This window comes from Methylobacterium sp. ap11 (genome assembly GCF_900110515.1).
GTDB lineage: Bacteria > Pseudomonadota > Alphaproteobacteria > Rhizobiales > Beijerinckiaceae > Methylobacterium > Methylobacterium ajmalii.
In genome coordinates, this window is sequence record NZ_FOEB01000006.1 from 296,040 (window position 1) to 317,314 (window position 21,275).

The following is a 21,275-nucleotide window of genomic DNA, read 5'->3' on the forward strand; positions in this document are numbered from 1 at the left end:
CTGAATGACGCCGTCCGGCCAGACCCTCTGCCTCGCGATGATCGTCAAGAACGAGGCTCCGGTGATCCGCCGGTGCCTGGATTCGGTGCGCCCGCTCATCGACCACTGGATCGTCGTCGATACCGGCTCCACCGACGGGACCCAGGACCTGGTGCGGGAGATCCTTGCCGACCTACCGGGCGAGCTGGTCGAGCGCCCCTGGGTCGATTTCGCCCACAACCGCTCCGAGGCGCTGGCGCTGGCGCGCCCGCACGGCACCTACACGCTGGTCATCGACGCCGACGACGAGATGGTCCTACCACCTCGCTTCGTCCTGCCCGCCCTCACGGCGGATGCTTACGAGATCACCATCATCAATGGCTGGCACGGCTTCCGGCGGATCCAGCTGATGCGGAACGCCCTGCCGTGGCGCTACCGCGGGGTGCTGCACGAACTCGTCACCTGCCCGGAGGCGCAGCCCCCGGTCTTCCTGGACGTTGCCATGCGGCGCCACCACGACGGGGCCCGCCGCCGCGAGCCCGGGACTGTCCGGCGCGACATCGCGATCCTGGAGGCCGCCTTGCGGACGGAGACCGACCCGTTCCTCGTCTCCCGCTACACCTTCTATCTCGGCCAGAGCTATCGGGGCGACGAAGCCCGTGCGGAGGCGATCGACGCCTATCTGCGACGGGCCGAGCTCGGCTTCGGGCCGGACGAGGTCTATGTCGCCCTCGTCTCCGCCGCCGACCTGATGGCGGAACTCGGTCGGCCCCTGGACGAGGTCCTGGCGACCTGCCGCCGGGCCATCGCGCTCGGTCCGCACCGGGCGGAGGCGCGCTTCTCCGCTGCCCGCGCCTGCCGCCTCGCCGGACGCTGCGAAGAGGGGTTCCACTTCGCCGAGGCCGGCCTGTCCTTGCGGCCGCCGGAAGCCGGGCTGTTCGTCATGCCGTGGATCTACGCCTGGGCCCTGCGCGAAGAGTACGCGCTCAACGCCTACGAGATCGGCCGCTACTGGCATGCCCTCGCGGCCAGCCTCGACCTGATGGCCTGCCCGACCGCGCCCGAGGCCGAGCGCAAGCGCTTCGCCGTCAACGCCCGGCGCGCCCTGGAGCGGATGCCCGTCCCGCTCGATCGGCGCCGCGGCTTCCTGCACACGACGCGCCCAGGCATCGCGCCGAGCGATCTGTCGACCCACTGGTCCGGGCAGGCGCCGGTGCCGAAATGACAGCCGGGCCGTCATGACCACCTCAAGGGACTACGACCTCATCGCCTCCTCGGGCCTGTTCGACGTCAATCACTACCTGCTCGAATCGCCCGACGTGGTCGCGGACGGCGCCGATCCGCTGGAGCATTTCTGCCGGTTCGGCGCCCGCGAGGGCCGGCGCCCGAACCTCTACTTCGATCCGGGCTGGTACGCCGACCTCTATCTCGGCGGCGCGCGCGACGGCGTGAACCCGGTCCGGCACTACGTCGAGGCCGGCGAGCGCAAGGGCTTGCGCCCGGTCTGCTACTTCGATCCGGCCTGGTACGCGGCGACCTACGGGCTGCCCCGCGGCACCCCGGCCCTGCACCACTACCTGCAGCACCGCCGCAGCCAGCGTTACGCGCCGAACGCGCGGTTCGACCTCGCCGGCTACCTCGCGCGCTACGGCGCCGAGATCGGCCGTAACCGGGATGCGTTCGCGCATCTCCTGCGCCACGGCGCCCGGCGGGACCTCGACACCGGTCACGAGTTCGACGCCGCCGCCTACCGGGCGCGGCACGGCCTCTCGCGCCTGCCGGCCTCGCCGCTCCTGGCCGACCAGGAGGCCTGCAACCCGCTGGTCCACCGCCTCGCGCGGGATGCGGCCGAGGCGCGGGCGCCCGCCCGGCGCTGGTGGCGGTTCGGCCCCTTCGCCTGAGGGCGCAGGCGTCCCGTCACCCGGGTTGGGCTTCGGGCGGAGCTTTCGGGACGCGGCTCCTCCCGAAGCGTCCTGTCGTCGTCGCCGAGGCGGCGACGCGTCGTGCTCAGAACGGCTTCACCTTCATCAGCGAGCCGCGGCTCGAGACGATCGCCACCACGATCCACGGACAGACGAAGACCAGGAAGAACAGCAAGCCCATCACGCGCCTCCTTCGGTTGCACCAGATCCAACCCCGTCAATGCCGTGCGGCCGGCGGGGGTTGCACGCCGGTCCCCACGACTATTCCTCGCCCGCCGGCGCACCGGTGTCCCGGGCGCGGTGGAGCAGGAAGATCGACACCACCATCACCAGGATCAGCCCGGCCAGCACCCCGAGCTCGATCATCGAGGCGCGAAACAGCGCCTCCTTCTGCGGGCTCCAGTCGGCGGCGTGCATCTGCTCGGCGGTCTGGAGCGTCAGCACCAGCACGCGCCGGATCGAGGCGATCAGGCCGACGATCAGGAACGGCTCGCAGGTCAGGCGCCCCGAGCGCATCGATACCCGGACGGTGTGGAGGATCTCGACCAGCATCAGCAGGAACAGCAGCCGGTCGACCACGTCGAGGAGCTGCGCGGCGGCGCCGACCGAGGTCACCGCCTTGAGGGTCATGCCGGCGGCGTCCACCAGGGCCATCACGGCGGTGAGAGCGAGCAGCACGCCGAGGGCGGCGTAGATCGCGTGCTCGGTGTGCAGGAAGACGAAGGCGGAGAGCCGGGTGAGCCACCCGCCCTCCTTCTCGGCCTTCTCGAGTTTCGCGGTCTCCACCATGGCGTTCTCCGGGGACGGGTGGACGGGGCGGCGCTCGGCCCTGGATGCGCGGGCGCTCAGCCGTGGGGACGGGGCATGCGGAAGGGCAGCATGAACCGCACCAGCGGGTGGGTGAGCCGGTCGAGGTCGAGCGATTCGTGCACCGGCTCCACCGCCTCGCCGCAGATCCGCGCCGAGAGCAGCGAGCGCGAATAGAACGGCGCGTCCTCGAACCGGCGCAGCACGCTCGCCTGCCCGTCGTCGCTGCGGGTGGCCCGCTCCAGGCGCCAGAGCGTGCGCGGCAGCGCGGCCGGCACCGGCGGCTCGATCGGCCGCGGGGTGCCGTCGGGATCGAAGCGCAGCGTCAGCTCCTGGCGGCCGCCGTCGCGCCGCGCGACGTCGTACAGGATCGCCGCGCCGTGCCGGAGCGTCGCGCGCGACCAGGTCCAGCTCCTGAACGAGTCCTCCAGCGGCCCGTCGCCGTCGTTGGTGTCGAAATAGGCGTGACCGTTCCAGCGCAAGCCGGGCCGGTCGAACGCCACCTCGACCCGCGAGGAGGGCGCGAGCGGCCACCAGCGGTGCTGCCCTCCCGCATCGAGGGTGAAGGGGGCGGGCGTGAACCCGCCGGGCCGGACCCGGATCGTGCCGGAGAGCCGCGAGGGCAGGGGTGTCGTCACCTCGTCGATCCGGATCGTCAGGGTGGTGCCGTCCCAGTCGAGGGAACTCGGGCCGATGGCGAGCGAGGTCGCGGTCCGGTCGACGTGGCGCCGGCTGCGCTCGGTCATCGCCCAGGCCTTGGGGCGACCGTACAGCACCACGTTGACCGCCGAGTGGTTGATCGGGTCGCCGCGGCCGCTCCAGGCGTAGTAGGGCGAGAACACGCTGCCCAGGAAGGCGATCACGGTCAGGCCGTGCTGCCCGTCGTCGCTCACCGCATCGACGTACCACCAGGCATAGCCGCCCGGCGCGACCGGGCGGTCGAAGCGAGGTCCTGCAGCACGCTCGCGGCCGCCAGCCGGCCCGATTGCGCCGCCATCGGCACGCCCGGCCCCGGATGGACGCTGCCCCCCGCCAGGTACAGCCCCGGCACCGTCGTGCGTGCGCCCGGACGCCGGAACGACGCCATCCAGCCGTGCGAGGCCCGGCCGTAGAGCGCCCCGCCCGTCGCCGGGAACAGACGGGCGAAATCCGCCGGCGTCGTGGCGGTCCGCGCCGTCTCGCCGATCGTCAGGCCGCAGGCGGAGAGCCGCCGGCTCATCGTGTCGTGGCATCGGGCGATCTCCTGGGGCGACAGGGCGGCGCCGCGGGCGGGCGCGTTGACGAGGCAGAGCAGGGCTTCCGGCGCACCGGGCGGCGCACCGTCGTCCTCGCGGTCCTGCGCGCAGACGTAGACGGTCGGGTCCCGCGGCAGGCGGGCGTGGTCGGCGAGGTCGGCGAACTCGGCGGCGTAATCGGCCGAGAAGAAGACGTTGTGGCGCACCAGCGGAAAGCCCGCGGGCCGCCCCGCCACCGCGAAGGTCACCGCCGAGAGCGAGCGCTCGCGCTCCGGCACCGGGTCGACCGCCCGGGCGGCCTCCGGCCCGAACAGCCCCTCGGCCAGGGCCGCGGCGTCGCCATTCGCCACCACGTGGGTCGCGGGCAGCCGCTCGCCGGTGGCGAGGACGACGCCGGCGACGCGCCCGTGCTCGACCAGGATCCGCTCGACGCCGGTGCCGTAGCGCAAATCCGCGCCGTGCTCCGCGGCGAGGTCCGCCACGGCGCCGGCCAGCCGCGACAGGCCGCCCGCCACGGTCCAGACCCCGGCCATCTCGACATGCGCCACGAGCATCAGGGTCGCCGGGGCGGAGAACGGCGAGGAGCCGCAATAGGTGGCGTAGCGGCCGAAGAGCTGGCGCAGGCGCGGATCGCGAAAGTGCTCGCCGAGCGCCGCCCACAGGGTGGTGAAGGGCTGGATCCGCATCAGCCCGCCGAGGCCGCGCGGCCCGGCCCGCCGCACGAGGTCGAGGGGAGTGGGACGTTCGCCGCGGATGAACGGCCCTTCGAGGGCGCGGTAGATCGCGCCGGCCTGCTCGCGGAAGCGGCGGAAGCCCTCCGCCTCCCGCGGGCCGGCGAAATCCGCGATGGCCCGGGCGGACCGCTCCGGATCGGCGAAGAGATCGAGATGCGCGTTCGCGCCCCAGGCGTGGCGGGCGAGGATGTCGGCCGGGCGCAGGGCCACCCGCGCGGCGAGGTCCGCGCCGCACTCCGAGAAGATCTCCTCGAAGACCCACCGCATCGTGAAGACGGTCGGGCCGGCCTCGACCGTCACCGGCCCGGCCGCGACCCGGCGCATCTTGCCGCCGGGACGGGCCTCCTTCTCGACCAGCGTCACGGGAAGCCCGGCGGCGGCGAGCTTCAGGGCGGCGACGAGGCCGCCGATTCCTGCGCCGATCACCACCACCCGTTCGTCCGGCACGGCGTCGATCCTCCCCCGACAGTGTCAATCTAAATTGACAGTTTGAAATGTTCAAACAAAATGACGCCTCGACGCGGGGCCCCGGGACGAGCGCCCGGGACACACGGTCGAGGGAGCACGCCAAGGAGGATCGGATGGACGACGGTCGGCGCATCGAGCAGGCCCTGGACGTGGCCGTGTCCTACGCGGAGGCGCCCGGCGCGCCGCCGCGGCTGGCGGAGGCGATCCGCTACGCCGTCTTCCCGGGCGGGCACCGGATCCGGCCGCGGCTCTGCCTCGCCGTGGCGCGGGCCTGCGGCGACGACGACCCGGCGACGGCGGACGCCGCAGCGGCGGCGATCGAGCTTCTGCACTGCGCCTCGCTGGTCCACGACGACCTGCCCTGCTTCGACGACGCGGCGGAGCGCCGCCGCAAGCCGACGGTCCACGTCGCCTACGGCGAGCCGGTGGCGGTCCTGACGGGCGACGCGCTGATTGTGCTCGCCTTCGAGACGCTCGCCCGCGGTGCGGCGCGGCGGCCTGCGCGCCTGCCCGCCCTCGTCGGGCTGGTGGCGCGCGCCGTCGGCTCGCCAGCCGGTATCGTCGCCGGACAGGCCTGGGAATCCGAGCCGCAGGTCGGCCTCTCGGCCTACCAGCAGGCGAAGACCGGGGCGCTCTTTGCCGCCGCCACCGTTACGGGCGCCGCCTCGGCCGGGGCCGAGCCGATGGGCTGGCGGCTGCTCGGCGAATATCTCGGCGAGGCCTACCAGGTCGCCGACGACCTGCGCGACGTCGCCTGCCGCCAGGAGGAGATCGGCAAGCCGGTCGGGCGCGACGTCACCCTCGGGCGGCCCAACGCCGCGGCGCTGCTCGGCATGGACGGGGCCCTGCGCCGCCTCTCCGACCTCGCCCACGAGGCCATGGAGGTGATCCCCGACTGTCCCGGGATCGTGGCCCTGCGCGGCGAGATCCTGGCCCAGACCCGGCGGTTCCTGCCGGAGCGGCTGGCGCAGAGCCTGGTGGCTTGAAACGATGACTGGAGTGGCTCGTCCCCGAACCCTCTCCCCTCTGCAAAGGACTGTCCGGGGACGGGAAAAGGCGCGGGTTTCCCCTCTCCCCGCGGGCGGGGAGAGGGGAAACCCCTTGTTGGGTTCGCAGCGAGCCCGCAGGGCGAGGGTGAGGGGGTGGTTCCGGATAGGACTCCTCCGGCACCTCACCCTCGCTCCGGCTGCGCCTGCGCTTGCCGACTGCACGACAAGGTGTCGTCGGCCCTCTTCCCGCCCGCGGGGAGAGGAGATTGCCCGCGACAGACCTTTCCACGGACAGCCCTGCGCAGAGGGGGCAGGGTCATGAGGCCCGGCCCGCACGCCCTTCCGACAGCCCCGATTGCCTCGCCGTCACATCCCGGATGGCGCGACCGCCTTCTCGCCTGGCGCCACCGCTTGATCGCCAGCCCCGGCTTCCAGCGCTTCGCCGCCGCCTTTCCGCCGACGCGGCCAGTGGCCCGACGCAACGCGCGGGCCCTGTTCGATCTCTGCGCCGGTGCGGTCTACGCCCAGGTGCTGACGGCATGTCTTAGCCTCGACCTGTTCGGCGTCCTCGCCGATGGGCCGATGACGCCCGACGACCTCGCGCGCCGCCTCGACCTGCCGCCGGACCGGGCCCTGTGCCTCCTGCGGGCCGCGGCCTCCCTGGGGCTCCTGACACGCTTGCGCGACGGCCGCTTCGCCCTCGGCGACCTCGGGGCGGCGTTGCTCGGCAACCCGTCGGTCGCCGCGATGGTGGCCCACCACGCCCTCCTGTACGACGACCTGCGCGATCCCGTGGCGCTCCTGCGCGGCACCGGCGGACCGACGCGGCTCTCCGGCTACTGGGCCTATGCGGGCGCCGACGACCCGACGGAGGTCGGGGACGCCGTGGCGGCGCCCTACGGCGCGTTGATGGGCGCCTCGCAGGCCCTCGTCGCCCGCGACATCCTCGATGCCTATCCGCTTGCCCGCCACGCCCACCTCCTCGAGATCGGCGGCGGGGAGGGCGCCTTCGCGGTCGAGGCGGCGCGGGCGAGTCCTCGCCTGCGCGTCACCCTGGTCGACCTGCCGCCGGTGGCGGCCCGGGCCGCGCGCCGCTTCGCCCAGGAAGGCCTGTCGACCCGCGCCGCGACCGTCGGTGGCTCCTTCCACGACGGGCTGCCGCGCGGGGCGGACGTCGCCTCGCTGGTGCGCGTGGTCCACGATCACGACGACGCGCCGGCGCTCGCTCTGATGCGCAACGCGCGCGCCGCCCTGCCGCCCGACGGCCGGCTCCTCGTCGCCGAACCGATGGCCGGTACTCCGGGCGCCGAGCCGGTCGGCGACGCCTATTTCGGGTTCTACCTCCTCGCCATGGGCAGCGGCCGGCCCCGTACCGCCGACGAACTCGGTGCCATGCTCCGCGAGGCGGGCTTCGCCCGGGTCCGCGAGCACCGCACCCGCCGGCCGATGCTGGTGCGCCTGCTCGTCGCCGCGGCGCCATGATCGGGGGTCTCCGGCGTAAAAGTGTAAAGTAAACTTGACGCACGTATTCGTCCAACTAAGATGACATCTGCCGCTTCGAGCGGTGTCACCGCACAGGCGGGGGGCCGAACCGCATGCACGCGCAGGCCGTGATCCTCGACCGTCCCGAACGGCTCGGCCTCGCCGACCTCGCTCTCGACGCACCCGGCCCCGCGGACGCCACCGTGGCGGTCGCCTGGAGCGGCATCAGCACCGGCACCGAGCGCCTGCTCTGGTCCGGGCGGATGCCGGACTTCCCCGGCATGGGCTACCCGCTGGTGCCGGGCTACGAATCCGTCGGCGTCGTGGTCGAGGCCGGCCCCGAATCAGGCCGCCGGGTCGGCGAGACGGTGTTCGTGCCGGGCGCGCGCTGCTTCGGGCCGGTCCGCGGACTGTTCGGCGGCGCGGCCTCGCACCTCGTCTCCGTCGGCCACCGGCTGCGGCCGATCCCCGAGTCGCTGGGCGAGCGCGGCATCCTGCTGGCGCTTGCCGCCACCGCCCGCCACGCCCTCGCCGGCAGCGAAGGCGAAGGCCGCCAGCTCGTCGTCGGGCACGGTGTGCTCGGCCGGCTCCTCGCCCGCCTCCTGCGGGCCTCGGGCCACGACCCGGTGGTGTGGGAGCGCGATCCCGCCCGCCGCGCCGGTGCCGACGGCTACGCGGTGATCGACCCGGCCCAGGACGAGACGGCCTACGCCCGCATCCTCGACGCCAGCGGCGATGCCGGCCTCCTCGACACCCTGATCGCCCGGCTCGCGCCCGGCGGCGAGGTGGTGCTGGCCGGCTTCTACGAGGCGCCGCTCGCCTTCGCCTTTCCGCCGGCCTTCCTGCGCGAGGCCCGCATCCGCGTCGCCGCGCAGTGGCAGCCCGGCGACCTCGACGCGGTGGCGGCGCTCGCCGGCGCCGGGACGCTGTCCCTCGACGGCCTCGTCACCCATCGCCGCCCGGCCGGGGCGGCGGCACAGGCCTACCCCGTCGCCTTCGGCGACCCCGCCTGCCTCAAGATGGTCCTCGATTGGAGAGCCCAGCCATGAACGCTTCGCTGACCGGCGCCGCCCTCCAGGCCTCGATCCTGCGCGCCGAGGCCGCAATCCCGCCGGACCCGGTGCCGACCGCCGCGACCCGCGAGACCCAGATCATCGCGATCTACGGCAAGGGCGGCATCGGCAAGAGCTTCACGCTCGCCAACCTGTCCTACATGCTGGCCCAGCAGGGCAAGCGGGTGCTGCTGATCGGCTGCGACCCGAAGAGCGACACGACCTCGCTGCTGTTCGGCGGCCGGGCCTGCCCGACGATCATCGAGACCTCGACCCGGCGCAAGCTCGCGGGCGAATCGGTCGAGATCGGCGACGTCTGCTTCAAGCGCGACGGCGTCTTCGCCATGGAACTCGGCGGGCCCGAGGTCGGCCGCGGCTGCGGCGGGCGCGGCATCATCCACGGCTTCGAGCTCCTGGAAAAGCTCGGCTTCCACGAATGGGGCTTCGACTACGTCCTGCTCGACTTCCTGGGCGACGTGGTCTGCGGCGGCTTCGGCCTGCCGATCGCCCGCGACATGTGCCAGAAGGTCATCGTCGTCGGCTCGAACGACCTGCAATCGCTCTACGTCGCCAACAACGTCTGCTCGGCGGTGGAGTATTTCCGCAAGCTCGGCGGCAATGTCGGCGTCGGCGGCCTCGTCATCAACAAGGACGACGGCACCGGCGAGGCGCAGGCCTTCGCGGAGGCCGCCGGCATCCCGATCCTCGCCTCGATCCCCGCCGACGACGACATCCGCAAGAAGAGCGCGAATTACGAGATCATCGGCCGGCCGGACGGGCGCTGGGGCCCGCTCTTTGCCGAACTCGCCGACAACATCGGCACCGCCCTGCCGCACCGGCCGACGCCGCTCAGCCAGGACCAGCTGCTGGGCCTGTTCAAGGGCGAGGCGGTCGGGCGCGGCGTGGTGCTCGATCCGGCGAGCGATGCCGACATGCGCGGCCGCGCCGTCGAGCGGAAACCCTCCCTCGAAGTCGTCTACGAGGCGGTGTGACCATGGGCGCCTCCCTCGATCTCGCAGCCTTACGCGCCCGCACCCCCGTCGACGCCCCGGTCAACCTGGAGGCGACGCGCCAGGACGGGCTCGGCTGCCATTCCGGCAAGGCGACGATGCAGAACGCGGCGAAAGCCGCAGGGATGGGCGAGACCCTGGACGCGCTGAAGCGCGACTACCCGGTCGGCCCGCACGACCAGCCGCAGAGCATGTGCCCGGCCTTCGGGGCGCTGCGGGTGGGCTTGCGGATGCGACGCACCGCCACGATCCTGTCGGGCTCGGCCTGCTGCGTCTACGGGCTGACCTTCACCTCGCACTTCTACGGCGCGCGCCGGACCGTCGGCTACGTGCCGTTCAACTCCGAGACGCTCGTCACCGGCAAGCTGTTCGAGGACATCCGCGACGCGGTGCGCGAGACCGCCGACCCGGCGCTCCACGACGCGGTCGTCGTCATCAACCTCTGCGTCCCCACCGCCTCCGGGGTGCCGCTGCGGCTCCTGCCGCGCGAGATCGACGGGGTGCGGATCATCGGGATCGACGTTCCGGGTTTCGGCGTGCCGACGCATGCCGAGGCCAAGGACGTGCTCGCGGGCGCGATGCTGAAGGTCGCGCGGGCGGAAGCCGAGCACGGCCCCGTCGCGGCGCCGCGCCAGCCCCGGGACGGGCGCCCGACGATCGCGCTGCTCGGCGAGATGTTCCCGGCCGATCCGATGCAGATCGGCGCGCTCCTCGATCCGCTCGGGCTCGCCGCCGGTCCGGTCGTGCCGACGCGGGAATGGCGCGAATTGTACGCCGCGCTCGACTGCACGGCGGTGGCGGCGATCCACCCGTTCTACACCGCATCCTTACGCGAGTTCGAGGCGGCGGGCCGCCCGGCCATCGCCTCCGCCCCGGTCGGGCATGACGGCACCGCCGCCTGGCTCGACGCGGTGGGGGAGGCCTGCGGGGTCGCGCCCGCGATGGTCGCGGCGGCCAAGAACCGGTTCCTGCCGGCGATCCGCGGCGCGCTTGCCGCCAACCCGATCCGCGGCCGGATCACGCTCACCGGCTACGAGGGCTCGGAGCTGCTGGTGGCCCGCCTGCTGGTCGAGAGCGGCGCCGAGGTGCCCTATATCGGCACCGCCTGCCCGCGCACCAGGCACTCGGAGGCCGACCGCGACTGGCTCGAGGCCCATGGCTGCCGGGTGCAGTTCCGCGCCTCCCTGGAGCAGGACCTGCAGGCGGTGGAGGAATTTGGGCCCGACCTCGCCATCGGCACGACGCCGGTGGTGCAGAAGGCCAAGGAGCGGGCGATCCCCGCCCTCTACTTCACCAACCTGATCTCGGCCCGGCCGCTGATGGGCGTCGCCGGCGCCGGCTCGCTCGCGCAGGTCGTCAACGGGGCGATGGGGCAGGCCGAGCGGTTCGACGCGATGCGGTCGTTCTTCGCCGGTGTCGGGACGGGGCACGCCGCCGGGATCTGGGAAAACGTGCCGAAGAAGCGCGCGGTGGTGAAGCGGCCTGCGCCCGAGAAGCCGGTCGGGGAGATGGCCTGATGCTCGTCCTCGATCACGACCGCGCCGGCGGCTACTGGGGCGCCGTCTACGTCTTCACCGCGGTGAAGGGCCTGCAGGTGGTCATCGACGGCCCGGTGGGCTGCGAGAACCTGCCGGTGACCTCGGTGCTGCACTACACCGACGCGCTGCCGCCGCACGAACTGCCGATCGTCGTCACGGGGCTGGCCGAGGAGGAACTCGGCCGCCACGGCACCGAGGGCGCGATGCGCCGCGCCCACGCGACGCTCGATCCGGCGCAGCCGAGCGTCGTCGTCACCGGCTCGATCGCCGAGATGATCGGCGGCGGCGTGACGCCGGAGGGTACCAACCTCCAGCGTTTCCTGCCCCGCACCATCGACGAGGACCAGTGGCAGGCCGCCGACCGGGCCCTGTCCTGGCTCTGGGCCGAGTACGGCGCCAAGAAAGCGGCCAAGAAGGGCGTGATCCCGCCCCGGCCGGAGCGGGCACCGGGGGTGAAACCCCGTGTCAACCTGATCGGCCCGGCCTATGGCACCTTCAACATGCCCTCCGACCTCGCCGAGATCCGGCGCCTCGTCGAGGGCATCGGCGCCGAGGTCAACCTGGTCTTCCCGCTCGGCACGCATCTCGCCGACATCCCCCGACTCGTCGAGGCCGACGCCAATATCTGCCTCTACCGCGAGTTCGGGCGGCTCCTCTGCGAGGCCCTCGACCGGCCCTACCTCCAGGCGCCGATCGGCGTGCACAGCACCACCAAGTTCCTGCGCGCGCTCGGCGAGATCCTGGATGTCGATCCCGAGCCGTTCATCGAGCGCGAGAAGCACACGACCTTGAAGCCCCTGTGGGACCTGTGGCGCTCGGTGACGCAGGACTTCTTCGCCTCGGCGAGCTTCGGCGTGGTGGCGACCGACACCTACGCAAGGGGCCTGCGCCACTTTCTCGAGGACGAGATGGGGCTGCCGTGCCGGTTCAGCTTTTCGCGAAAGGCCGGCGCCAAGCCCGACAACGCGGCGGTCCGGCAAGCCATCCGCGAGACGCCGCCGCTGGTGCTGTTCGGCTCCTACAACGAGCGCCTCTACCTCGCAGAGAGCGGGGGCAGGGCGATGTTCATCCCGGCCTCGTTCCCCGGCGCCGTGGTCAGGCGCCACACCGGCACGCCGTTCATGGGCTACTCGGGCGCGACCTACCTGGTGCAGGAGGTGTGCAACGCGCTGTTCGACGCGCTCTTCCACATCCTGCCGCTGTCGCGCGACATGGACGCCGTCGAGGCCACGCCCGCCCGCGCGCACCGCGCCCTTCCCTGGGACGACGAGGCCCGCCAGCATCTCGACGCCTCGGTGGCCGAGAGCCCGGTCCTGGTGCGGATCTCCTTCGCCAAGCGGCTGCGCGACGCCGCCGAGCGCGAAGCCACCCGAGCCGGCTCCGACAGCGTGACCGGCGCCTTCGTCGAGCGCGCCCGTATCGCCCTCGCGGCGGCCTGAACGCCGTGCCCTTTCCGGCGCGGCCCCCGCCGCGCCGGCCATCGAGACGCCTCGCGAATCCCGCGGGCCAGGGAGGAGATCCGAGATCATGAGAGCCGGAACCATGTCCCGTTCGTTCGTCACGGTGTCGCGGTCCCGTTCGGAAGCGGTCCAGTTCCGGGCCTTCCTGGCGGTGACCTACCCGATCTTCCTGGTCGCGGCCCTGCTGCAGCGCCTGCGCCCCGGCGCGCCGGCCGACGGGCCCCGCCGCTCGGTCTTCGGCGAGGCGCGGGCGATGGCGCTCTCGGCGATCCCCTTCGCGTTCATGGGCTGAGGCGCCTTTCGAGCTGAGGCGCCTTTCGGGCTGAGGCCTCCCGGGTTCAGGCCCCCCGAAGGCCCGGAGCCTTCGGGCCCGCGCCTTCCGGGGCCGAGTTTCCGCTGCCGGCATGGGCGGCGGAGAGACCGCCCGTCCGTCACGGCCGGGCAAAGCCGCGCGGGAGCCCCCGCGCGGATCCGCATCCGGAGGTTCGGCAATGGCCAACGGCATGGACAAACCCAGCGTACTGTCAGGACTCACCGAAGAGGAGGCGAAGGAGTTCCACGGGATCTTCGTCACCAGCTTCATCATCTTCACGGCGATCGCGGTCGTCGCGCACTTCCTCGTCTGGCTCTGGCGGCCGTGGCTGCCCGGACCGAACGGCTATTCCGCGCTGGAGAGCGGCGTGAAGGTCGCCGCCACCAGCATCATGCCCTTCATCTCGTGAGGAAGGAATGAACAACATGCACAAGGTCTGGCTTCTGTTCGACCCGCGGCGCACGCTGGTGGCCCTGGCCACCTTCCTGTTCGTGCTGGCGATCCTGATCCACTTCATCCTGCTCAGCACCAACCGGTTCAACTGGCTGGAGGGCCCGGCGGTCAAGAAGGCGGACATCGCCCAGATCCACGTCCTGCCGACCTGAGGCCGGCGGACCCGGGTGCTCCCCGGAGTGCCTCCGCACCGCGGACGGGCCGTCACGGCCCCGCCCGCGGCCACCACGCTTCTCGCGGACGGGGAGGGCCGCGCCATGGCCATGCTGAACTTCGAGCGCAAATACCGGGTCCGCGGCGGCACGCTGCTCGGCGGCGACCTGTTCGATTTCTGGGTCGGGCCGTTCTACGTCGGATTCTTCGGAGTGACGGGCCTGTTCTTCATCCTGCTCGGCACCGGACTGATCGTCTGGGGCGCGGCGCTCGGGCCGACCTGGAACGTCTGGCAGATCAACATCGCGCCGCCCGACCTCTCATACGGCCTGGCGCTGGCGCCGCTGCGCGAGGGCGGCCTCTGGCAGATCATCACCTTCTGCGCCATCGGCTCCTTCGGGTCCTGGGCCCTGCGCGAGGTCGAGATCTGCCGCAAGCTCGGCATGGGCTACCACGTGCCCTTCGCCTTCTCGGTAGCGATCTTCGCCTACGTCACCCTGGTGGTCGTCAGGCCGATGCTGATGGGCGCCTGGGGCCACGGCTTTCCGTACGGGATCCTCAGCCATCTCGATTGGGTGTCGAACGTCGGCTACCAGTATCTCCATTTCCACTACAACCCGGCGCACATGCTCGGCGTGACGTTCTTCTTCACGACGACCTTCGCACTGTCGCTGCACGGCTCGCTGATCCTGTCCTCGACCAATCCGCCGAAGGGCGAGGTGGTCAAGACCCCCGAGCACGAGGACACCTTCTTCCGCGACACGATCGGCTACTCGATCGGCACGATCGGCATCCATCGCCTCGGCCTGTTCCTCGCCCTCTCGGCCGGGTTCTGGAGCGCGGTCTGCATCGTCATCAGCGGCCCGTTCTGGACCCGCGGCTGGCCCGAATGGTGGGGCTGGTGGCTGAGCCTGCCGATCTGGCGCTGAGCCCTGCCCGCGTGTCCCGCCGCGTTCGCCCCAACACCGTCAGAAGGCATCCGCCGCCATGGGGTATTACCAGAACATCTACACCCAGATCCAAGTCCACCCGCTCCACCCGGAGGCCGGCGTCGAGATCCCGGAGATCGAGAACCGCGTCGGCAAGGGCGGCTTCAACTACCTCGCCGGCCTCGTCGGCAACGCCCAGATCGGCCCGATCTACCTCGGCACCCTCGGCACGCTGTCGATCGCGAGCGGGGTCATCGCCTTCGAGATCATCGGGCTCAACATGTGGGCCTCGGTGAACTGGGATCCGGTCCAGTTCGTCCGCCAGCTGCCCTGGCTCGCCCTCGAGCCGCCCCGACCGGAATACGGCCTCAAGATCCTGCCGCCGCTGGCCGAGGGCGGCTGGTGGCTGCTCGCCGGCTTCTTCCTCACCGCCTCGATCCTGCTGTGGTGGGTCCGGCTGTTCCGGCGCGCCCGGGCGCTCGGGATGGGCTACCACGTCCCCTGGGCGTTCGCCTCGGCGATCTGGCTCTACCTGGTGCTCGGCTTCATCCGGCCGATCCTGATGGGGAGCTGGAGCGAGGCGGTACCGTTCGGGATCTTCCCGCACCTCGACTGGACCGCCGCGTTCTCGCTTCGCTACGGCAACCTGTTCTACAACCCGTTCCACATGCTCTCGATCGTCTTCCTGTACGGGTCGACGATGCTGTTTGCCATGCACGGCGCCACCATCCTGGCGGTGAGCCGCTACGGCGGCGAGCGCGAGATCGAGCAGATCGTGGATCGCGGCACCGCGACCGAGCGCGCCGCCCTGTTCTGGCGCTGGACCATGGGCTTCAACGCCACGATGGAATCGGTCCACCGCTGGCTGTGGTGGTTCGCCTTCCTGACGACGCTGACCGGCGGCATCGGCATCCTGCTCACCGGCACGGTGGTCGACAACTGGTACCTCTGGGCGGTCAAGCACGGCGTCGCCCCGCACTACCCGCAGATCTACGGCCCGGTGGTGGATCCGCTCACGAATCCGGGAGGCACGCCATGAAGCTCGCGCTCCAAATCCTCGGCGTCGTGGTGGCGGTGCTGCTCACCGGCGCGATGTTCGGCACCGCGGGCTGGACGAGGCCCCCGGTCCGCTCCGAGCAGACGGGATTTCGCGGCACCGGCATGGTGCAGGTGCAGAACCCCCGCACGCTGGCGGTCAAGCTCGAGGAGAACGCCGCCCCGGCCCCCCAGGACCCGGTCCCGCCCGGCGGCGAGCCCGCGACCCAAGCCTACCAGAACGTGAAGGTGCTGACGGACCTCTCGACCGACCAGTTCAACCGCGTGATGGCCTCGATCACCGAGTGGGTGGCACCCGAGCAGGGTTGCGCCTACTGCCACAACGTCGAGAACATGGCCGACGATAGCGTCTACGCGAAGACCGTGGCGCGCTCGATGCTCCGGATGGTCCGGCACATCAACGCCGACTGGCAGAACCACGTCGGACAGACCGGCGTGACCTGCTACACCTGCCACCGCGGCAACCCGGTGCCGAAGGCGGTCTGGCACGACAATCCCGGACCGCCCCACGCCCTCGGCTTCGCGGCGCGGGACGGCGGCCAGAACCATCCCGCGCCCGAGGCCGGCCTGACCTCGCTCAACTACGACCCCTACAAGGACCTGCTCGGCAACAAGGACATCGACCAGAACGCCGTCCGGGTCGCCGCGAGGACGGCCCTGCCGACGAGCCCCTCGAAGTCGCTCCAGACCACGGAGAAGACCTACGCCCTGATGATCCACATGGCGGAGGGTTTGGGCGTCAACTGCACCTACTGCCACAACAGCCGCGCCTTCTCCTCATGGGAGGAAAGCACCCCGAAGCGCGTCACCGCCTGGCACGGCATCCGGATGGTACGCGACATCAACGGCAACTTCATCGAGCCCCTGACCCCGGTGCTGCCCGAGGCCCGCCTCGGGCCCGAGGGCGACCCGCCCAAGGCCAACTGCACCACCTGCCACCAGGGCCTGGCCAAGCCCCTCAACGGCGCCCAGATGCTCAAGGACTATCCCGAGCTCGCCGGAGGGCCGATGCCCAAGGCGCCGTGAGGCGATATCGAAGGCGCCGTGAGGCCGCATCGCCCGATCGTCGCCCGAGGAAGGCCCCGGTTCCGAGAGGAGCCGGGGCCTTCTCGCATCCGGATCCTTCGATGATGGACAATCGATTGCCGGCGATCGAACCGTATTCCGCCCAATGAGATCGGGGCGATTTCTTTCTGTCATCTCACGACGATTTGCCGCAGCGGCGGAATGCACGGATCGAAGAGTTTCATTTGAAGCGTGCGACGGCACCCGCCGCCCGTGCGCCCGTCACTCTCTGCCCCCCGGGGCGCGACAAGGAGGCAACGGCCATGGGCGATTCCGGCCTGATCTACATGCTGGCTTTCACGACCTTCGCGCTCGTGATCCTGTTCCTGATCTGGCAGCGCATGCGCGTCCAGCGCGCCAAGGAGACCGGCGAGCGCTCGAGCTTCACCGACCACCACGGCGGCCCGCCGCGGCCGCACCAGGGGGTGGATCCCCGGTGAAGCGAAACCTTTGAACGGCGTGTCTGGTGATGCAGGGCGCGTCGTGCGTGACCCTCTCCCCCTGCGGGGGAGGGTCGCTCGCGGAGCAGGCGCAGCGGGACGCAAATCCCGCCGAGAGGGTTACGCGAGCGCGATTTAGAAGGCGCCCTCACGACGGTTCTGCCGTGTCCGAAAGCCGAGTCCCCTCTCCCGTCCGGCGCACGAGCGCCCCGCACTCGCAGCCGGACACTCTCCCCCGCCGAGGGGGAGGGCTCTCGCGCGATCCGTCGGAGATCGACCGCGACCGGATCCTGCCGGCTACTTCTCGGCCCGGCTCGGGGACTTGATCTGCCCGTAAACCACACCGGCGAAACTGCCGATCGTCGTCGGCCAGTCGAGGCCGGTGGCCTTGTGGTCGGCCACCTGGCAGAAGGTGGCGGTCAGACCGTTGACCAGGTCGGCCGAGCTCGCCTGCGGCGCGGCTTGGCGCAGGGCCGGCAGCAGGGCGCTCACCCGCGGCAGCATCTGCTCGGCCTTGAGGTCCTTGAGCTGGCCCGCCGCGTCGACGGTCTTCAGTGCCTCGACCAGCGTCGGGTTCGAGACGGTCTCGCATGGGGCGTTGCCGGCCAGCATGCTCTGGGTCTCGGCGCGCAGGCTCGCCACCTGGCCGGGCTCGGCGGTCGGCGGGGCCTCGTTGCCGAAGGTCTGGCGAACGTAGTTCGTCACCGCCGCCACGTCGGCGTCGGTCATGCCGACGCCCACCGCCGGCATCGCCGCGTACTCGCCCTTGGCGTCGAGGCCGCCGAGGATCACCCGGATCACCGTCTCGGGGCCCTTGGCCAGCACCGCGCCGTTGCCCGCCAGCGCCGGGATCGCTCCCGGCTGGCCCTGGCCGTCCGGCCGGTGGCAGGCGACGCAGCGGTTGAGATAGACGTCCGCCCCCGGGGCCGAGGCCTGCTTGAAGTCGGACTTCACGTCGGGCGTATAGGTGGGTTTGGGCGCCAGCGTCTTGAGGTAGACCGCGATGGCGCGCACGTCCTCGTCGGTCATCTTGCTCAAGCTCTCCTCGATCACCTGCCGCATCGGCCCGGCGACCACGCCGGCCCGGCCGGGCGCCGCGCCGGTCTTGAGGTAGGTGAAGAGCTGGTCCTCGCTCCACTTGCCCAGCCCCTCCTTGTCGTCGCCCGAGAGGTTGGGCGCGTACCAGCCGTCGATCGTGCCGCCCTCGAGGTAGCCGCTCCATTGCGAGGCGCCGACGAGCTTGCTGCCGTTGTGGCAGGCGCCGCAATGGCCCGGGCCGCCGACCAGGTAGGCGCCGCGGTTGACCTGCTCGCTCGCCTGCGGATCGGGCTTGAACCGTCCTTCGGTGAAGAAGGCGAGGCGCCACGCGAGCAATCCCTCGCGGATGCTGAACGGGAAGGCGATGTCGGTCGGCTTGCGCGGCGCGTTCACCGGCTCGAGGGAGAACAGGTAGGCCTTGATCGCCTGCACGTCCTCGTCGGTCAGGCGGGTGTACCAGGGGAAGGGAAACGCCGGGTAGAGGTAGCTGCCGCTCTTGGTGATGCCCTGGTGCATCGCGCGCTTGAAGTCGTCGTCGCTCCAACTGCCGATGCCGGTCTCCTTGTCGGGGGTGATGTTCGGGGTCGCGAGCTTGCCGATGCCGCCCGGGAAGTTGATGTAGAGCCCGCCCGCATAGGGCTTGCCCCCCGGCGCCGTGTGGCAGGCGACGCAGTCGCCGGCGGTGGCGAGGTAGCGGCCCTTCTCGACGAGGTCGGAGCCGGCCGGCTGCGCCAGGGCCGCGCCGGCCGCGAGGCTGAGCGCGCTGGAGCAGGCAAGAGCTTTGAGCAGGCGACGGGTGGCGGGCTGGCGGCGCATCGGGGCTTCCTCCGGGGTCATGGGGCGGCGGGGCGCAACCGCAGCCAGAGATCGGCGACGTGGGCGGCGCCCGCCCCCGCAAGGGCGGCGGCGAGCCAGAATCCGGGAGCCCCGGCAAGGACGAGGCGCAGGGCGAGCATCAGGCAGGCCCCGGAGGCGAGATTGATCAGGAGGGCGGTCCGTCCCGGCCCGCGCCGCCACAGGGCAAGGTATCCGGCCTCCGCCGCGACGATCAGCAATGCGATATCGACGATGTGATCGCTGGTGAGGAGGTCAGGCACGCATCAATCCTCCTGCAGGCACCGAAGATGCGCAGTCGACCGGAAAGGTAACGTAGGAGACGACCGCTTCCAGCCCTGCAAACTCGAAAAACAGCGTGCGCGTTCACCGAAATCGCGTCGCGGTTCACGATGTCGCATCCGTCTCGATCGATCCCGTACGATCGGATTTTTCGCCAGCGAAGAACTCCATCGAGGAGTGGACGGAACGGGGTCGGCCGTCCGACCCGCCGATGCTTGCGAGATCCGCTCAGAACGGCCCGTTCAGCCTCACGATCGACCGGTTGAGCAGGGCCGCGATGCCGACCCAGGCGAGGTAGGGCAGGAGCAGCACCGCCCCGACGCCGGAATGCCGCCCGACGACCACGATCAGCCCCAGCACCGACAGCCACAGGGCGGCGACCTCGACGAGCGCCCAGTCCGGCCGGCGCAGCCGGAAGAACACCCCGCTCCAGGCGATGTTGAGGAGGCCGTTCACCCCGAAGGCGGCGATGAGCCAGGTCCGCTCGCGCCCGTCCGGCGCGGCATTCCAGGCCAGGACCCCGGCGATGGCGGTGAGCGTGAAGATGGTGGTCCAGACCGGCCCGAACGCCCAGTCGGGCGGCTTCCAGGACGGGACCCGCAGGCTGCGGTACCAGGGGCCGAGGGCGGTGAGCCACGCGCCGGCGGCCGCCACCACGATGGCGGCGAGCGCCGCGACGACGATCGGGGTCCAGCCCCCGCTCACGGCGACACCCAGCGGAAGAGATGCGCGAGATCCTTGAAGAAGATCCGGGCATGCGCGGCGGGTTTGGCCCGCACCAGTTCCTTGTTCATGTAGGCGTCCCAGGTCAGCGACTGGACGTCGGGGTCGCGGCAGATGCTGACGAAGCGCTCGCGCAAGGCATCGTTGCGGTACCAGACCGACTGCATCAGCCGCAGGATCCAGAACACCCGGCCGTGCGTCCGGAGGAAGCGGCGCCGCGCCTGGCCCAGGGCGCGGGGGTTGCCGGTGGCGAGGAAGTCGTGCGCGGCCTGCGCGGCGAGGCGCCCGCCGAACATCGCGTAGTAGATGCCCTCGCCCGAGGCCGGGGCGACGAGGCCGGCGGCGTCGCCGGTCAGCAGCACGTCGCGGCCGTTGTCGAAGCGCGCGAGCGGCTTGAGCGGCAACGGCGCGCCCTCGCGCCGGATCGTCTCGCCGTGATCGAGCCCGGTCGCGGCGCGCAGGCGGCCGACCGCCCCGCGCAGAGAGAACCCCTTCCTGGCGCTGCCGGTGCCGATGCTCAGCGTGTCGCCGTGCGGAAAGATCCAGGCGTAGAAGTCCGGCGAGAGGACGCCCTGGTAGTAGACGTCGCAGCGCGTGCCCTCGACGGCGCCGCCGGGCGGCGTGCGGACGATCTCGTGATAGGCGAAGACCTGCCGCATCCGGGCATGCGCGGGAACCTCCTGGCGCCCCACCGCCGAGTTGGCGCCATCGGCCCCGATCACCAGGCGGGTGCGCAGGGACGTCTCCGCCCCGGCGGCGTCGCGGTACTGCACGGTCACCGGCCCGTCGCCGGCGCGGGTCAGGCGCAGGTAGGTGCCGGTCACCCGTTCGGCCCCGGCGAGCGCCGCGCGCACGCGCAGCCACTCGTCGAACGGGCCGCGGTCGACCATGCCGACGAAGCCCTCGCCGACCGGCATGTCGACCGCGCGGTCCTTGGGCGAGACCATTCGGGCGGAGCGGATCCTGGCCACCAGGAGCTCGTCGGGGATCGCGAAGTCGCGGATCAGCCGGGGCGGGATCGCGCCGCCGCAGGGCTTGATGCGTCCGGCCCGGTCGAGCAGCACCACCCGGCGGCCGAGCCGCGCGAGGTCCGCCGCCGCCGTCGCCCCGGCCGGCCCGCCTCCCACCACCACCGCGTCGAGGATCGTCTCGTCCATGGCCGTGCCTCCCGTCCGGGCCGGCTCGCGGCCGGATCGTTTCGTGTCAGAGCCCGTTTGACCGATCGATATCATCTATCCCACCAGCAACCTCATCCTGAGGTGTTAGTTGATCTCTGATCGACTGACCTCGAAGGAGGGCTCCAGAAGCCTCCG

At 71.6% G+C, this 21,275-nt stretch carries 22 protein-coding genes; 15 read left to right on the forward strand and 7 right to left on the reverse strand.

What is annotated here, in order from left to right; genetic code table 11:
* Window positions 1-4: 4 nt before the first annotated feature.
* Both BMX97_RS11640 and BMX97_RS11645 read left to right on the forward strand, forming a co-directional pair.
* Entirely contained in the window at window positions 5-1,204 is a 1,200-nt protein-coding gene (locus BMX97_RS11640; protein WP_091749710.1) for a glycosyltransferase, read from the forward strand.
* 13 nt (window positions 1,205-1,217) lie between these two features.
* Window positions 1,218-1,880: a hypothetical protein gene (locus BMX97_RS11645; RefSeq protein WP_091749713.1), complete on the forward strand. Its 663-nt coding sequence runs from the start codon at window positions 1,218-1,220 to the stop codon at window positions 1,878-1,880.
* Between the two features lie 282 nt (window positions 1,881-2,162).
* Here the strand turns inward: BMX97_RS11645 and BMX97_RS11650 are convergent, their stop codons facing one another.
* From BMX97_RS11650 to crtD, 3 genes are read right to left on the reverse strand one after another with little or no spacing between them, the layout of a single operon-like run.
* The gene (locus BMX97_RS11650; RefSeq protein ID WP_091749716.1) at window positions 2,163-2,690 is read right to left on the reverse strand and encodes a phosphate-starvation-inducible PsiE family protein; all 528 of its coding nucleotides are present in this window, start codon (window positions 2,688-2,690) and stop codon (window positions 2,163-2,165) included.
* A gap of 56 nt (window positions 2,691-2,746) precedes the next feature.
* Window positions 2,747-3,601: a carotenoid 1,2-hydratase gene (locus BMX97_RS11655; protein ID WP_091749719.1), complete on the reverse strand. Its 855-nt coding sequence runs from the start codon at window positions 3,599-3,601 to the stop codon at window positions 2,747-2,749.
* Window positions 3,598-5,124 carry a 1-hydroxycarotenoid 3,4-desaturase CrtD gene (gene crtD, locus BMX97_RS11660; protein WP_091749723.1) on the reverse strand — a complete coding sequence of 509 codons (1,527 nt, stop codon included), beginning with the start codon at window positions 5,122-5,124 and terminating at the stop codon, window positions 3,598-3,600. Before crtD ends, BMX97_RS11655 begins: the two co-directional genes overlap by 4 nt.
* Before the next feature lie 134 nt (window positions 5,125-5,258).
* Here crtD and BMX97_RS11665 point away from each other — a divergent pair, with 134 nt between their 5' ends.
* The 13 genes from BMX97_RS11665 to BMX97_RS32820 all read left to right on the forward strand — a co-directional run bounded on the left by BMX97_RS11665 (window position 5,259) and on the right by BMX97_RS32820 (window position 17,085).
* On the forward strand, window positions 5,259-6,131 hold the full coding sequence (locus BMX97_RS11665) for a polyprenyl synthetase family protein (RefSeq protein ID WP_091749725.1): 873 nt from the start codon (window positions 5,259-5,261) through the stop codon (window positions 6,129-6,131).
* A 321-nt stretch (window positions 6,132-6,452) separates the two neighbouring features.
* Window positions 6,453-7,616: a methyltransferase gene (locus BMX97_RS11670; protein ID WP_091749728.1), complete on the forward strand. Its 1,164-nt coding sequence runs from the start codon at window positions 6,453-6,455 to the stop codon at window positions 7,614-7,616.
* A gap of 113 nt (window positions 7,617-7,729) precedes the next feature.
* Entirely contained in the window at window positions 7,730-8,665 is a 936-nt protein-coding gene (gene bchC / locus BMX97_RS11675; protein WP_091749730.1) for a chlorophyll synthesis pathway protein BchC, read from the forward strand.
* The gene (locus tag BMX97_RS11680; RefSeq protein ID WP_091749733.1) at window positions 8,662-9,660 is read left to right on the forward strand and encodes a chlorophyllide a reductase iron protein subunit X; all 999 of its coding nucleotides are present in this window, start codon (window positions 8,662-8,664) and stop codon (window positions 9,658-9,660) included. Before bchC ends, BMX97_RS11680 begins: the two co-directional genes overlap by 4 nt.
* 2 nt (window positions 9,661-9,662) lie before the next feature.
* Complete coding sequence (gene bchY / locus BMX97_RS11685; protein WP_091749736.1) at window positions 9,663-11,195, forward strand: chlorophyllide a reductase subunit Y; 1,533 nt, start codon at window positions 9,663-9,665, stop codon at window positions 11,193-11,195.
* Entirely contained in the window at window positions 11,195-12,655 is a 1,461-nt protein-coding gene (gene bchZ, locus BMX97_RS11690) for a chlorophyllide a reductase subunit Z (protein ID WP_091749738.1), read from the forward strand. Before bchY ends, bchZ begins: the two co-directional genes overlap by 1 nt.
* A 103-nt stretch (window positions 12,656-12,758) precedes the next feature.
* Complete coding sequence (locus tag BMX97_RS11695) at window positions 12,759-12,968, forward strand: hypothetical protein (protein ID WP_060850007.1); 210 nt, start codon at window positions 12,759-12,761, stop codon at window positions 12,966-12,968.
* Window positions 12,969-13,167: 199 nt separating this feature from the next.
* Entirely contained in the window at window positions 13,168-13,398 is a 231-nt protein-coding gene (gene pufB / locus BMX97_RS11700; RefSeq protein WP_091749741.1) for a light-harvesting antenna LH1, beta subunit, read from the forward strand.
* Between the two features lie 16 nt (window positions 13,399-13,414).
* Window positions 13,415-13,594 (forward strand): light-harvesting antenna LH1, alpha subunit, encoded by a 180-nt coding sequence (pufA, locus tag BMX97_RS11705; protein WP_091749964.1) that lies wholly within the window; start codon window positions 13,415-13,417, stop codon window positions 13,592-13,594.
* A 105-nt stretch (window positions 13,595-13,699) separates the two neighbouring features.
* Window positions 13,700-14,524: a photosynthetic reaction center subunit L gene (gene pufL / locus BMX97_RS11710; protein WP_091749744.1), complete on the forward strand. Its 825-nt coding sequence runs from the start codon at window positions 13,700-13,702 to the stop codon at window positions 14,522-14,524.
* A 58-nt stretch (window positions 14,525-14,582) separates the two neighbouring features.
* Window positions 14,583-15,563, forward strand: a complete 981-nt coding sequence (gene pufM / locus BMX97_RS11715) for a photosynthetic reaction center subunit M (protein WP_091749747.1) — start codon at window positions 14,583-14,585, stop codon at window positions 15,561-15,563.
* Complete coding sequence (gene pufC / locus BMX97_RS11720) at window positions 15,560-16,606, forward strand: photosynthetic reaction center cytochrome PufC (protein ID WP_060850011.1); 1,047 nt, start codon at window positions 15,560-15,562, stop codon at window positions 16,604-16,606. The genes pufM and pufC overlap by 4 nt, the downstream gene beginning before the upstream one ends.
* 302 nt (window positions 16,607-16,908) lie before the next feature.
* On the forward strand, window positions 16,909-17,085 hold the full coding sequence (locus tag BMX97_RS32820; RefSeq protein WP_177202189.1) for a hypothetical protein: 177 nt from the start codon (window positions 16,909-16,911) through the stop codon (window positions 17,083-17,085).
* 297 nt (window positions 17,086-17,382) lie between these two features.
* On the opposite strand, the gene BMX97_RS11725 is transcribed toward BMX97_RS32820, so the two are convergent.
* The 4 genes from BMX97_RS11725 to BMX97_RS11740 form a co-directional block, all read right to left on the reverse strand.
* Window positions 17,383-18,939, reverse strand: a complete 1,557-nt coding sequence (locus BMX97_RS11725; RefSeq protein ID WP_091749750.1) for a cytochrome c — start codon at window positions 18,937-18,939, stop codon at window positions 17,383-17,385.
* A gap of 17 nt (window positions 18,940-18,956) precedes the next feature.
* Entirely contained in the window at window positions 18,957-19,220 is a 264-nt protein-coding gene (locus BMX97_RS11730; protein WP_091749753.1) for a hypothetical protein, read from the reverse strand.
* Between the two features lie 247 nt (window positions 19,221-19,467).
* Window positions 19,468-19,956, reverse strand: coding sequence for a TspO/MBR family protein (locus BMX97_RS11735; protein WP_091749967.1), 489 nt, complete (start codon window positions 19,954-19,956; stop codon window positions 19,468-19,470).
* The gene (locus BMX97_RS11740) at window positions 19,941-21,119 is read right to left on the reverse strand and encodes a geranylgeranyl diphosphate reductase (RefSeq protein ID WP_091749756.1); all 1,179 of its coding nucleotides are present in this window, start codon (window positions 21,117-21,119) and stop codon (window positions 19,941-19,943) included. Before BMX97_RS11740 ends, BMX97_RS11735 begins: the two co-directional genes overlap by 16 nt.
* Between the last annotated feature and the right edge of the window lie 156 nt (window positions 21,120-21,275).